The 12,334-nt window shown below is 59.9% G+C and carries 11 protein-coding genes, 1 pseudogene and 1 riboswitch; of the genes and pseudogenes, 6 read left to right on the forward strand and 6 right to left on the reverse strand.

Annotated elements, in window-relative coordinates; genetic code table 11:
• The 5 genes from ISP18_RS09945 (at position 1) to ISP18_RS09965 (ending at position 5,283) form a co-directional block, all read left to right on the forward strand.
• Complete coding sequence (locus ISP18_RS09945) at positions 1 to 579, forward strand: TMEM175 family protein (RefSeq protein ID WP_380010252.1); 579 nt, start codon at positions 1 to 3, stop codon at positions 577 to 579.
• Positions 576 to 1,694: a molecular chaperone DnaJ gene (gene dnaJ, locus ISP18_RS09950; RefSeq protein ID WP_380010255.1), complete on the forward strand. Its 1,119-nt coding sequence runs from the start codon at positions 576 to 578 to the stop codon at positions 1,692 to 1,694. Before ISP18_RS09945 ends, dnaJ begins: the two co-directional genes overlap by 4 nt.
• Positions 1,695 to 1,869: 175 nt before the next feature.
• Positions 1,870 to 2,673, forward strand: a complete 804-nt coding sequence (dapB, locus tag ISP18_RS09955) for a 4-hydroxy-tetrahydrodipicolinate reductase (RefSeq protein ID WP_380010258.1) — start codon at positions 1,870 to 1,872, stop codon at positions 2,671 to 2,673.
• Positions 2,674 to 2,757: 84 nt separating this feature from the next.
• Positions 2,758 to 3,807, forward strand: a complete 1,050-nt coding sequence (locus ISP18_RS09960) for a glycerophosphodiester phosphodiesterase (protein ID WP_380011026.1) — start codon at positions 2,758 to 2,760, stop codon at positions 3,805 to 3,807.
• Positions 3,808 to 4,050: 243 nt separating this feature from the next.
• A riboswitch (yybP-ykoY riboswitch) is annotated at positions 4,051 to 4,190 on the forward strand.
• Positions 4,191 to 4,281: 91 nt separating this feature from the next.
• Positions 4,282 to 5,283 carry a sodium:calcium antiporter gene (locus ISP18_RS09965; protein WP_380010261.1) on the forward strand — a complete coding sequence of 334 codons (1,002 nt, stop codon included), beginning with the start codon at positions 4,282 to 4,284 and terminating at the stop codon, positions 5,281 to 5,283.
• A gap of 9 nt (positions 5,284 to 5,292) precedes the next feature.
• On the opposite strand, the pseudogene ISP18_RS09970 reads toward ISP18_RS09965, so the two are convergent.
• The 6 genes and pseudogenes from ISP18_RS09970 to ISP18_RS09995 all read right to left on the reverse strand — a co-directional run bounded on the left by ISP18_RS09970 (position 5,293) and on the right by ISP18_RS09995 (position 10,985).
• Positions 5,293 to 6,046, reverse strand: a pseudogene (locus ISP18_RS09970) (tetratricopeptide repeat protein).
• An 86-nt stretch (positions 6,047 to 6,132) separates the two neighbouring features.
• On the reverse strand, positions 6,133 to 6,480 hold the full coding sequence (locus ISP18_RS09975; protein ID WP_380010264.1) for a hypothetical protein: 348 nt from the start codon (positions 6,478 to 6,480) through the stop codon (positions 6,133 to 6,135).
• Positions 6,477 to 7,913 carry a radical SAM protein gene (locus ISP18_RS09980; protein ID WP_380010267.1) on the reverse strand — a complete coding sequence of 479 codons (1,437 nt, stop codon included), beginning with the start codon at positions 7,911 to 7,913 and terminating at the stop codon, positions 6,477 to 6,479. Before ISP18_RS09980 ends, ISP18_RS09975 begins: the two co-directional genes overlap by 4 nt.
• Positions 7,898 to 8,617, reverse strand: a complete 720-nt coding sequence (locus tag ISP18_RS09985; RefSeq protein WP_380010270.1) for a prolipoprotein diacylglyceryl transferase — start codon at positions 8,615 to 8,617, stop codon at positions 7,898 to 7,900. The genes ISP18_RS09980 and ISP18_RS09985 overlap by 16 nt, the downstream gene beginning before the upstream one ends.
• Before the next feature lie 69 nt (positions 8,618 to 8,686).
• A complete protein-coding gene (locus tag ISP18_RS09990) occupies positions 8,687 to 10,129 on the reverse strand; it encodes a S41 family peptidase (protein WP_380010273.1) in 1,443 nt (480 codons plus the stop codon).
• 160 nt (positions 10,130 to 10,289) lie between these two features.
• Positions 10,290 to 10,985 carry a 2OG-Fe(II) oxygenase gene (locus ISP18_RS09995; RefSeq protein WP_380010276.1) on the reverse strand — a complete coding sequence of 232 codons (696 nt, stop codon included), beginning with the start codon at positions 10,983 to 10,985 and terminating at the stop codon, positions 10,290 to 10,292.
• A gap of 220 nt (positions 10,986 to 11,205) precedes the next feature.
• On the opposite strand from ISP18_RS09995, the gene carA reads away from it, so the two are divergent.
• Positions 11,206 to 12,333 carry a glutamine-hydrolyzing carbamoyl-phosphate synthase small subunit gene (carA, locus tag ISP18_RS10000; RefSeq protein WP_380010279.1) on the forward strand — a complete coding sequence of 376 codons (1,128 nt, stop codon included), beginning with the start codon at positions 11,206 to 11,208 and terminating at the stop codon, positions 12,331 to 12,333.
• The last annotated feature ends 1 nt before the right edge of the window (position 12,334 follow it).

Raw genomic sequence — 12,334 nt, forward strand, 5'->3', positions numbered from 1 at the left:
ATGGACAAGGGGCGGCTCGAAGCCTTCAGCGATGGCGTGCTCGCCATCATCCTTACCATCATGGTGCTGGAGCTGAAGGTTCCGCACGGTGACGGTTGGAACGTGCTGCTGCCGCAGTGGCCGGTGTTCCTGAGCTACGTATTGAGCTTCATCTACGTCGGCATCTACTGGAACAACCACCATCACTTCCTGCATGCTTCCGAAAAGGTGAGTGGCAGCGTGCTATGGGCGAACCTGCACCTGCTGTTCTGGTTGTCGCTGATGCCGGTGACCACCGGGTGGATGGGCGAGAACCACTTCGCGCAGCTTCCCGTAGCGTTGTATGGTTTCGTGCTGATGATGTGCGCCATCGCCTGGCAGCCCCTCCAGCGCAGCCTGATCGCGGCCAACGGCGGCAAAGGCTCCCTGCTGGCCCAGGCGGTGGGTGCCGACTGGAAAGGCAAGGTCGCCGTCGCCATGTATCTAGGCGGCATCCCGCTGGCGTTCCTGGCGCCGTGGGTGTCGTGTGTTCTTTATGCCACGGTGGCAGCGATCTGGTTCATTCCCGATCGGCGCATCGAATCGCGGATCCTGAAATGAGCAAGCGTGACTACTACGAAATTCTGGGTGTCGACCGTTCGGTAGACGAGGCGGAGCTGAAGAAAGCCTTCCGTCGCCTGGCGATGAAATACCATCCCGACCGTTGCCCGGACGACCCGCACGCGCAGGAGAAATTCAAGGAGGCCAAGGAGGCCTACGACGTACTTTCCGATGCGCAGAAGCGCTCGATGTACGACCAGTACGGCCACGCTGCTTTCGAAGGTGGCACGGGCGGTCGCGGCGGTGGCGCCGGTTTCGGCGACATGGGCGATATCTTCGGGGACATTTTCGGCGACATTTTCGGTACGGGGGGACGCTCGCGTTCGCGGCGCGGCGCGGACCTGCGCTACATCATGGAGCTGGATCTCGAAGAAGCCGTGTTTGGCGTCGAGAAGAAATTCGATATTCCCACCCAGGTCAATTGTCATCACTGCAATGGCAGCGGCTCGGAAGACGGCAAGACCGTCAGCTGCCGCACCTGCAACGGCCACGGCCGCGTGCGCATGCAGAACGGCATTTTCTCCATTCAGCAGGCTTGTCCGCATTGCGGCGGCAGCGGCCGAGCGATCGAAAAGCCGTGCAAGAAATGCCACGGCGAAGGGCGCCTGGAAGAAACGCGCACGTTGTCCGTGCGCATTCCGGCGGGCGTCGACAACGGTGATCGCATTCGCCTGGCCGGGCAGGGCGAAGCTGGTCCGGCCGGCACCGAAGCCGGCGACCTCTACGTAGAAGTGCACGTGCGCGAGCACGATATTTTCCAGCGCGACGGCAACAATCTCTTTTGCGAAGTGCCGATCCGTTTCTCGCAGGCGGCGCTGGGCGCGGAATTGCAGGTGCCCACACTGGATGGCGAAGTCGCCATTACCATTCCGCCGGAAACGCAGACCGGTCAGCAGTTCGTGCTGCGCGGGCGTGGCGTGAAATCCGTGCGCGGTGGTCGCACTGGCGACCTGATTTGCCGCGTGATGGTGGAAACGCCGGTACGACTCACGCGCGAACAGCGCGAGTTGCTGGAGAAACTGGAAGCCACCTTCACCGATGACGACGAGCACACGCCACGCGCCAAGGGTTTTATGGATGGCGTAAAGCAGTTCTGGTCGCGGGTGACGTCCTGAAGCTTGCGTGATGTGCTGTTACTCCCTCTCCCCCTCGGGGAGAGGGTTGGGGTGAGGGGCCAATCTTGCGAAGATGTGAACTCTTTCCAAGGTTGATTCGATGCAGCTTCATCGCAAGATTGGCCCCTCACCCTATCCCTCTCCCCGAAAGGGATAAAAGCCAAGGACACCTCGCATGACCCAGCCCATCCGTCTAGTTATCAATGGCGCTTCCGGCCGCATGGGGCGCGCGCTACTTGCGCTGATTCGCGAAGACGGGCGCTTCGACTTGGTGAGTGCCCTGGTATCCAAAAGTTCGGTCCATAACGGCGCGCCGGTTTTTCCTGAACTCCCCAGCTTGCTGCGCTACTCCCATGAGTGGGACGCGATCACCGCAGACGTCGTCATCGACTTCAGCGGCCTGGATGGGCTTGCCGCAGCACTTGGCTTTTGCGCTGCGCACGATGCTGCACTGGTGACAGGCACGACAGGCATTGACGCTACGCTGCAAGCCAAACTCGATGAAGCCAGCCAACGCATTCCGCTATTGCATGCCACCAACTTCAGCCTGGGTGTTGCCGTGCTAAAGCGCTTGCTGCGCGAAGCCGCGGCGGCGCTACCGGATTGGGATCTGGAAATCATCGAAGCGCATCACAACCGCAAGGAAGATGCGCCTTCTGGCACCGCGCTTACATTGGGACATGCTGCTGCCGATGCACGCGGCACTACGTTAGCAAAGGATGCGGTGTACGCGCGCGAGGGCCGCCCCGGCGCGCGTCGCAGCGGCAGCATAGGTTTTGCAGTAGTACGTGGCGGCGATGTAGTGGGCGAGCACACGGCCTTGCTGCTCGGTCAGGGCGAACGCGTTGAGCTGAGTCATCGTGCAACCGATCGCTCCATTTTTGCGCGCGGTGCGCTGGAAGCCGCAGCGTGGCTGACAGGTCGCAAGCCTGGCAGTTATGACATCGACGACATGCTCAAAGCGCGCGTCTCAGGCTGACTGCGCATATCCTCGACGTAAAATCGTGAGGAGCGTTGGATGAAAACGCTACTATGGCTGATCTGCTGTCTGGGAGCCGTGGCCATGTCCGCTGTCGTCCATGCCGATGAAAAGCCGATCGCCACCAAGGTGCGGGTGATCGGCCATCGTGGCGCGAGCGCGTTGCGACCCGAGCACACGCTGGCCTCCTATGCCAAAGCGATCGCTGATGGCGCGGACTTCATCGAGCCCGATCTGGTGATGACCAAGGATGGCGTGCCGGTGGCTCGGCACGAGAACGAGATCAGCGGTACCACCGACGTGGCCAACCATCCGGAATTTGCTTCGCGCAAGACCACTAAGACCATCGATGGGCACCGTGTCACCGGTTGGTTCACCGAAGACTTTACCCTGGCCGAACTGAAGACGCTACGTGCACGCGAACGCTTGCCGGAGTATCGCAGCACGCAATACGACGGCGATTTTCAGGTGCCGACTTTCGACGAAATCATCGATTTCGTCGCTGCCGAGTCGGCCACGCGTGGGCGCGTCATCGGCATCATCCCGGAGATCAAGCACGGCACTTATTTTCAGAAGATAAGTTTGCCGATGGAAGATCGCGTGCTGGCGATCATTGCCGCGCATCGCTACACACAGCGTGCTCCGGTGGAAATCCAATCATTCGAAATCGCCAATTTGCGCTATCTGCGAGAGAAGCTCGGCAAGAGCCATCCGAACGTACGTCTGCTGCAATTGATCGATGATTCCGACGAACAGCCTTACGATGTGGTGGCGACTGGCGGCAAGCTGAGCTACGGCGACATGATGACGCCTGCCGGACTGCGCGAGATCGCCAGTTACGCCGATGCGATCGGGCCCAACATCCGTTCGATCATTCCGTTGAAAGCCGACGGCACGCTGGGAACGTCCACGCCGCTTGTGCATGATGCGCACGCGGCAGGACTGGAGCTGCATCCGTATACATTCCGCCCGGAGAATCATTTCCAGGCAAAGGATTTCTGGCAGGGCAGCGATCCAAAGACCTTCAACGAAGCGGGTTCGATCGCAGAGATCCGCGCTTACCTGGCTGCCGGGATCGATGCGTTCTTTACCGATGATCCGGCGATTGGGCGCAAGGCAGTGGATGGGCTTTGACATCTAACAGCTGCGAACAACTGCTCCCTCCCCTGCTTGCAGGGGAGGGTTGGGGTGGGGTGAGTACTTGCCTCAAACTTTCCCGCAAGTGTTCACCCCCTCCCAACCTCCCCCTGCAAGCAGGGGGAGGAGCTGGTTTGAGGCTTTGCTTTGTTCTTACGCAAGTTGCGTATATATCTACGTTCGTAGGGAGAGGGGCTTTGAAGTTGTGAGCCCGCACCAAAGCCGGTAGCATTCCCGCCACTCACTGTCATTGGGGAGTAGCCATCCTCGCAGCATCGGGCTTACCGGCTCACGTGCAGCAAGGAATCCGCGTCAACACACTTGAAGCGTTTGCTTCATGGCGCGGATGGTTATCGCAGGCATGCTGTCTGCGATGGTCCGGCGAGACCTTTGGCCACGACGCGTTCACCCCGGCCGGGCGAGCAGCGTACGTGCGCCAATGGTTTTCGCTCGCCCGGCCAGGAATCGTCCATGCTCATCACAGCACTGCTGTTCTTGCTCTCCGCCGCGGCTATCTATGCGGCTTGCGAGTACTTCGTCAACAGCATCGAGTGGTTGGGAAAGAAGCTCAATCTCAGCGCGACCGCCACCGGCACGGTGCTGGCGGCGTTCGGAACAGCGTTGCCGGAAAGCGCAGTGACGTTCGTGGCGGTGGTGATGGGGCGCACGGCCGAGGTGCGCGACATCGGCGTCGGCGCGGCGATGGGCGGCCCTTTGGTGCTGGCCACGATTGCTTACGCGGTGGTCGGCATTGCGTTGTGGAGCCACCGTCGTCGCCTTGGTCGCGCAACTGTGCATATACAGGTCGAGGAAGCGCGCTTGGCGCGTGACCAGGCGTGGTTTCTTTCCATCTTCATGGTGAAGTGCGCGCTCGGTTTGATTGCGTTCGCCTTCAAGCCGTGGCTCGGCGTGCTGTTTCTATTGGCCTATGCGTTTTATGTGTGGCGCGAGCTGAAAGACGAAGCTGGTGCTTCGGATCACGAGCAGCTTGAGCCTTTGAAGTTTCAACCGCGCACGGTGACACCCTCGCTATTGGCAGTGTCGTTGCAGGCAACACTGTCATTGGTGGTGATTGCGGTGGCCTCGCATGTTTTCGTTTCGCAAATTGAAAACATTGGCGTGGCCATGCATCTGCCGGCACATCTGGTCGCGTTGGTATTGAGTCCGGTCGCCACGGAATTGCCGGAAACCATGAACGCGCTGATCTGGGTGCGGCAAGGCAAGGAAAGGTTGGCGCTGGCGAATATTTCCGGTGCCATGATGATCCAGGCCACGATACCCAGTGCGCTGGCGATATTTGCCACGCCGTGGATGTTTGATAAGCCGTTGATCATGTCCGGCCTCATGACGGCCGCTGCCATCATCTATCTCTGGTGGCTATTTCGCCGGGGGCATGTCGATGGTCGAAAGCTTGCGCCGGTGGGATTACTCTACGGCGTGTTTGCAGCCTATGTATTTTGGCTCATGGTGTAAGCGCCTGGATCAGGACTCGCTCAGCCGAGACAGTTCCAGCCGAGCGGCCTTAAGCCATTCTTGCTCCTTGCGGCGATAGTAGCGAGGCATCAATTCGGCGCGTCGCAGTTGACCCTGCAACACGCTGCGTGCTTCCGCGTGGCGCTGGCTTCGGGCGAGCAGGCGGCCATAGCGGAAGCGACCTTCCTCGCCGGGATAGCTGTCTGCCAACACGCGATATTCCTCCAGTGCGGCTTCGGTATCACCGAGCTCTTCGAGGCAGCGCGCGTAAAGCAGTTGAACTTCACTCGACTTGTAATTCGGATTGGCACTTGGTCAGTGCATCCAGGGTCTGGCGCGCGTCGGCGTAATGTTCGCTGCCGGCTTGCGCCTGGGCGAGCCCTTGCATGAAATACGGATCGGTGGCGTACATGCCGGTGAGCAGACCTTGATACAGCTCCTGCGCGTTGACGTAATCGCCTTGTTCCAGGCTTTCCTCGGCGAGCCGGCGGCGGTTGTCCACGGTATTGCTCAGCTCGAGCTGCCGCTGCAGTTCGCGCCGGCGGCGTTGCGGGTCGATCATCTTCATCGCAGTGCTGGCGGCTTTGCGTCCGTGCGGGTTGTGTTGAAGATCGGGAATGACGGCAATCAACACGTAAACCAGTACGGCCAAATAGGATCCGATCAGGACCAGCACTATCCAGTACAACGGACGGCCGCTGCGGACCACGTGCACGGCGCACGCTATCTGCAGGGCTAAAGACAGCACGAACACGAAAGACATGGCTTCCCCCGAAGCGATTCAAGCGCACAATATTACGCCATGGGCTGGATGCAGAGCAGGCTTAAGCCCTTATACCTCGCTTCGCCTCAACGCGTGTTGAGGTTGGACAGCATGCCGAAACAAGCGGCGACGAGCAGCAAGGCGACAGCGACAATCGACAGCAACCCGAGCATCAGTCCCAGGCCCGTTCTCGGCTTGCCTTTTCGATACTGGAAGATAGCCAAGCCGATTATCAGCAAATAGGGCAGCAGCCACAGGGCAAAGACCGGCGTAGAAAAATTGGCATTGAGCGAGGCGGTCATCGCGACGCACAAGGGCGTGCCCACCACCGCAATCGCCCAGGCCAGCCCGATGCCGGCGCCGAGTGATCCGTTGTCCTCCGATGGCTTCTCCGGCTGAAATCCACTGGGCGGGGGCGTGTAGATGCTGTTCATGGTGCGCTTCCTTCGATGGCACGGGTCTGTTCGATCTCACGCCGCAGTGCTTCCAGCTTTGCCGCCTTGTCGTCGCGATAGAACAGATTGAACGTATCGAATGGAATGATGCGGCCGTCCGGCTGCGCAATGTGCACGCAGGATTTCTTCACCGCGCGCAGGTCGAAGCCGTGTGCGTCGATGAACTGCATGATCAGCACGCGAAAGACGTTCCGATAGGACAGCTCTGCTGGCGCCTGGATCTGTGGCAGGCAGCACAGCAGATCCGAGAGCGAGCACGCCTGCGATTCGGGCGAATGATTGGTGGCGAACAGTTCGAACACGTGCGCGCGCAGTTCCTCATCGCGCTCGACCACGATAGTGTTGCGCCCCTTGCTGACCAGCGTTTCCGGCGAGACGAAGCGAGTCAACGGCAGCACCTGGTCGCCAAGCTTCAAGGCATAGGCCATTGCCAGGCAATCGGGATTGCAAGGCACTGGAATCAGATCGTCGGGCCGGAAGATCGTGCTTTGATCGAGGATGCGACGGCGCACTTCGCTCAAGGTGAGGCGATCGCGTTCGGCATCGTAGCCTTCCAGGCGGCCGGCAGCCTGGATCGGCTGGAAGGTGACACCGCGCACGCAGGGCTGGGTCAACGCGAAATCGATGATGGAACCCAGTTCATCATCGTTGAGCCCTTTCTTGACGGTCACCACCAGCGTGGTAGAAACGTCGTGGCGATTGAGGTGTTCCAGCGCCTTCAGACGTACGTCGCGCAGCTTCGCGCCACGCAGATCTTTGTGCACTTCGTCGCGCAGCGAATCGAATTGCAGATAGAGCTCGAAGCCCGGCTGATAGTCGGCTAGGCGTGCGGCGAAATCCGGTTCACGCGCGATACGCAGCCCGTTGGTGTTGACCATCAAATGCCGTATCGGCCGTTGCCTGGCAGCATCGAGAATGGTGAAGAATTCCGGATGCAAGGTCGGCTCGCCGCCGGATATTTGCACGACGTCGGGTTCGCCTTCATTGGCGACCACTGCGTCGAGCATCCGCTCGATGGTGTCGATGTCACGAAAGCCCGGTCGCTGCGGGCCGCTTTCGGCGTAGCAGATCGGACAGCGCAAGTTGCAGTGATCGGTGATCTCGATGAGGGTCAGGCACGAGTGCTGCATGTGCTCCGGACACAGCCCGCAGTCGTAAGGGCACCCGTAATGCTGCGGCGTATTGAACTGCCTGGGCAGTTCCGGCGGCTTGATGTACAGCTCGCGGCATTGGCGGTAGTACGCAGCGTCGTCGGCGATCAGCACACGCTCGCGGCCGTGATGCGGGCACCATTTTTCGAGATAGACGCGCTCGTCCTTGATCAGGATTTTTGCTTCTACCCGGCGCAGGCACGTGCTGCAGATGGATATAGCGCTGTCGTAGAACAGGTACGGCCTTACCTTGGCTCCCATGCGCTGCGGTTCCCCTTAAGCAGGATGTTCACGATCCTTGGTATGTCCCGATAGTAGTAGAGCAAGCCGGCAACGCAAAGCAACTGCAACCCGGACAGATGGCCAGGATAGGCGTAGAACACCGGCTTGATGAATTCCACCAGCAGACGAAAGCCGAGGTAGCCGATCATGAAGGCACGAAAGCGATCGCCCGGCTGCGTGAATGCGTGGCGACGCGCATGAATCCATGCATATTGCGCAAGCAGGAAGATGATTTCATAGATCTGCGTAGGATGGCGCGCGACACCGTCACCGAAGTCCACGCCCCACGGCAGCGACGTGGCTATGCCATAAGTGTGATCGTCCAGGCCAGCTAGATAACAACCGATGCGGCCTATACACATGCCCACTGTCAGCGGCAGCACGAACGCATCGCCGGTGGATTGGTTTATGCCCACGATTTTTTTGCACAGCTCCACCCCCGACAGGCCGCCTAGCAATGCACCGACGATGGATTTGCCTTGCAGCAGATGGCGTACATCGGGAAAGTTCTGGAATGCAGTGAGCGGGTCGTCCAGCCAGTAAGACAGCTTGGCACCCAGCGCAGCGCCGACGATGGCGCTTACTGCGATCCACGCCACTTCATCTTTATGTCTGAAGGCAGTAGGTGCAAGACGCTGGCGTGTCCACAGAAACGTTCGAAAGCCCATTGCGTAAGCGAGCATTTCAAAGATCGTATGTAGCGCGATGGGATTCATTCGGACATGCTATCCGGTGACATCAGCTGTCGTGCACTATTTCGCATGCTGCATCTGATCCAGTTTGCTCGCCGCAATGTCTATGTCGCGTCCGAAGCGCTGCTCGTCGGGGGCAGTGGGCGAAGGCAACTTCGTGACGACATCGGGCGGCACACCGTTGACTTCGAAGATCGTGCCACGCGGATCCTTATAGATTTCGTTGGATAGAGAGAACGTCCATCCATTGGGAAGTATCTTTTCCAGTCGGTCCGACAATACGCCTCGCGTCGGTTGACCGATCTGTATCGTCGACGGCAGCGCGCGCAACGCCATCGTTGCTGTCTCGGCAGCACTCACGGTGAAGTCGCTGGTCAGCACCGCGATGGGGACGGGTAATACTTTCCCTGACGAAGGCTGCACGTTCATATAGAACGTGGGGTGCTCTTTGCCCTTCTCGTAGGCGCGTTTGCTCCAGGCTGGCCGCGGCACGCGGGTGAAGTGACTCGCGATGGCGAGCGCAACAGCATCTTCACCGCCACCGTTGTAGCGAAGGTCGATAACAACGCCCTGGACGCCCTGAAGTGCAGTGACGACCTCATCCATGGCGGCATTGACGGATTGGACCCGGATGTCGAGCGGGATGTTTTCGTCCTCTCCCTTGCCGAATCCGTCCATGCGGAAGATGGCCACGTATCCATAAGAGGAATCGGGTTGATTGGACGTGCCCCTGTGCTTCAGGCGGCCAAACCACACTTCATCATTGCCGGTGCCCTTGGCCGGAGCCTCTAAGGGTGTGCCCGGACCTTTGAGATAGGAGATCAGGCCAGCTTCCAAATAATGGTCGTCCAGAAGTATCGGTCCGTTGGGGCCAGCTTGCGTAGCTATCGGAAATTTTTTGACATGCGCGACTCGCTTTCCATCTGACAGCCGAACATGGGTATCTTTCAGAAGAGCAAGCATTTCGGCGAAGATCGGGAACGGATCCCCGTCCTTGGGTAGCGCGGCAACTCTGGGACGATACGTTTCCCGCAATGCATTCCAGTTCAAGCCATGGGTGCTGAAGAACGCGTAGTGAGTATCAAAGGTCTGCCACAGATAGTCGAAGTTTTTCAGCGGGTCTCGATCGGGCTGCTGCGTTGCATTTGCACAAGCAGGTGGAAGACGTTCGAGCGGGTCGACTGTCATGCCGGAAATTATCAAATGCCAGGGGGCGCCTATGCCAGGCGAGTTGGGCGTCCAATCGCCATAGCCGCCGCTGAACTGCGCAGGCGTCATGCGGGCTTGCCGCAGGCATTGCGGACCTAGGACGTCGAAGATCGTGATGTGTTCTGGCTCAACCTGAAAGATCGAGCCGTAACCTTGCGTCTGCCAGATCCCGGGCGGCAACGCCTGCTTTGGCGAAAAGGCCGTGGCTCCACCGCACGCCAGAAGCAGCGACCAGGCCATAAACACGGGATAGGCACGCCAACGTCTGACCACTCGACATGGCAATGACAACATCGCGATCACCTCGCCTAAGCAGATTGTTGAACTCGATTGTGCTCGAGGTGGCCCCCTGGGAATGCCACCGGTTGTGGAAGAACACCAAGCGAAAACTCAACACCAGCTTATAGGTCATCCACCTGGCCTTCCTGGCGCTGCTTCGGTTTTGAACAGGCCCCTATTTTCGATGCGACGCGTTGCGATCGCGCCCGGCGCCGAGCTTGCGATCCAGCACGCCGAACAGTTTCTTGAACCCGCGGGAGAATTTGCCGCGCTTGGTCTTACGCAGTTTTTCTTCTTCGCTGGTGAGCCAGGCCACCTGGATCACGCGGCGCTCGCCTTCGTATGGCAGATGGCCATGGAAGGAATTGTCACAGCGCTTGAACACGGCGAACTCGCCGTACAGCGGCTTGAGTTCCGGAGCGATCAGGTCGTCAATGTTGTCCACGCGGTTGAGAAAGCGCAGGCAGCCGTCGCTGGTGTCGGGCCACTGGGTGTTGAGGTAGAGCAGGGCGGTGGCGACCTTGGAGCGGCTGTCGGTGTGGATGGTGCCGTGCCGTTTGTTGAGCGTGCGGCACAACGTAACCAGCGTCGGGTACTGGCCCAGGTTCTCGATCTCTAAATAGCGGCCGACCGCGCTGGCGAATTGCGGCGTGGTCATCTGCTGCACCAGAGCATTGACGGTTGGGCCGCAGTCGGCTGGGTCGTACGGGAAGAAGCCCGCGCTGCTGTACTTGGGGAAGTCCCGCTCCAGGTCGCTGCGTGACTCGTCCGGCAATTGGCCGTGCGCGATCAGGAACGGGAAGGGGTGCTGGCGCACGTCCGTGTCCGGGCGATCGAGTCGGGCGGGGTCCAGCAATACGGTCGTGTTCATCAACTTTGGCAGCTTCCCTAGCTAAGTTGCGGTGAGTCTAGCGCGGGCGCGCTGTCAGGGTGTCATGCGGATTTCCCAATTTGACGACCTGTTCCGGTGGACAGAAGGCTCCTTGACGCCTATCATTTCAACCCGCCCGAGACTTTCCTTCACCTAAGGTCCACAAGCCTGCTTCCACGCGGCTTGCGGACCTTGCTGTACCTAAAAGGCGGCCCCCTCCATGCCTCATTCCGCTCTGCTTGCCCTCGAAGACGGCAGCGTATTCCACGGCCACTCCGTAGGTGCGACTGGCGAAACCGTCGGCGAAGTGGTTTTCAACACGGCGATGACGGGCTACCAGGAGATCCTCACCGATCCCTCCTATGCCCGCCAGATCGTCACCCTCACGTATCCCCACATCGGCAACACCGGCTGCAACGAGGTGGATGCCGAGTCCACCGCTGTGCATACCGCCGGCCTGATCGTGCGCGATGTGCCGCGTCGGGCCAGCAACTGGCGCAGCACCGAGAGCCTGCCGGATTACCTCAAGCGCCATGGCATCGTCTCCATTGCCGGCATCGACACGCGTCGGCTTACTCGCATCCTGCGCGACAAGGGCGCGCTGAATGGCTGCATCGTGGCCGGCGAATCGATCGACGTCGACGCTGCGCTCGCCAAGGCGCGCGCCTTCCCCGGCTTGAACGGCATGGACCTGGCCAAGGTGGTCAGCGTCGATAAGCCGTACAACTGGAACGAGGGTGTGTACGACCTCGACCGCACTGTGTTCCACGAAACGGACAAGCGCTTCAACGTGGTCGCTTACGACTACGGCGTGAAGCGCAACATTCTGCGCCTGCTTGCCGAGCGCGGTTGCGAGATCACCGTGGTGCCCGCGCAGACGTCCGCCGCGGAAGTGTTGGCGATGAATCCGGATGGCATATTTCTCTCCAACGGCCCCGGCGATCCGGCTGCCTGCGACTACGCCATCGCCGCCGCGCGCGAACTCCTTGCCACGGAAATTCCGCTGTTCGGCATTTGCTTGGGTCATCAGATCATGGGCGCCGCTGTCGGCGCGAAAACCATGAAGATGAAGTTCGGCCATCACGGTGCGAATCATCCGGTGAAGGACCTCGACGACGGCCGTGTGCTGATCACATCGCAGAACCACGGCTTCGCGGTGGATGCCGCCACGCTGCCGAGCAATGTGCGCGTGACGCACACCTCGTTGTTCGATGGTTCGCTGCAGGGTTTCGCACTCACCGATCGTCCGGCGTTCTGCTTCCAGGGCCATCCGGAAGCAAGCCCTGGCCCGCACGACATTGGTTACTTGTTCGATCGTTTCGCCAAGCTGATGCAGGAGTCCCGCTGAG

It is taken from the genome of Dyella humi, assembly GCF_044904605.1.
Classification (GTDB): Bacteria; Pseudomonadota; Gammaproteobacteria; order Xanthomonadales; family Rhodanobacteraceae; genus Dyella_B; species Dyella_B humi.

What these genes read in the sequence shown, in the direction of transcription:
- ISP18_RS09945 (WP_380010252.1), top strand. Translation starts at nt 1, where the DNA reads ATGGACAAGGGGCGGCTCGAAGCCTTCAGCGATGGCGTGCTCGCCATC.
- dnaJ (WP_380010255.1), top strand. Translation starts at nt 576, where the DNA reads ATGAGCAAGCGTGACTACTACGAAATTCTGGGTGTCGACCGTTCGGTA.
- dapB (WP_380010258.1), top strand. Translation starts at nt 1,870, where the DNA reads ATGACCCAGCCCATCCGTCTAGTTATCAATGGCGCTTCCGGCCGCATG.
- ISP18_RS09960 (WP_380011026.1), top strand. Translation starts at nt 2,758, where the DNA reads ATGTCCGCTGTCGTCCATGCCGATGAAAAGCCGATCGCCACCAAGGTG.
- ISP18_RS09965 (WP_380010261.1), top strand. Translation starts at nt 4,282, where the DNA reads ATGCTCATCACAGCACTGCTGTTCTTGCTCTCCGCCGCGGCTATCTAT.
- ISP18_RS09975 (WP_380010264.1), bottom strand. Translation starts at nt 6,480, where the DNA reads ATGAACAGCATCTACACGCCCCCGCCCAGTGGATTTCAGCCGGAGAAG.
- ISP18_RS09980 (WP_380010267.1), bottom strand. Translation starts at nt 7,913, where the DNA reads ATGGGAGCCAAGGTAAGGCCGTACCTGTTCTACGACAGCGCTATATCC.
- ISP18_RS09985 (WP_380010270.1), bottom strand. Translation starts at nt 8,617, where the DNA reads ATGCTCGCTTACGCAATGGGCTTTCGAACGTTTCTGTGGACACGCCAG.
- ISP18_RS09990 (WP_380010273.1), bottom strand. Translation starts at nt 10,129, where the DNA reads ATGTTGTCATTGCCATGTCGAGTGGTCAGACGTTGGCGTGCCTATCCC.
- ISP18_RS09995 (WP_380010276.1), bottom strand. Translation starts at nt 10,985, where the DNA reads ATGAACACGACCGTATTGCTGGACCCCGCCCGACTCGATCGCCCGGAC.
- carA (WP_380010279.1), top strand. Translation starts at nt 11,206, where the DNA reads ATGCCTCATTCCGCTCTGCTTGCCCTCGAAGACGGCAGCGTATTCCAC.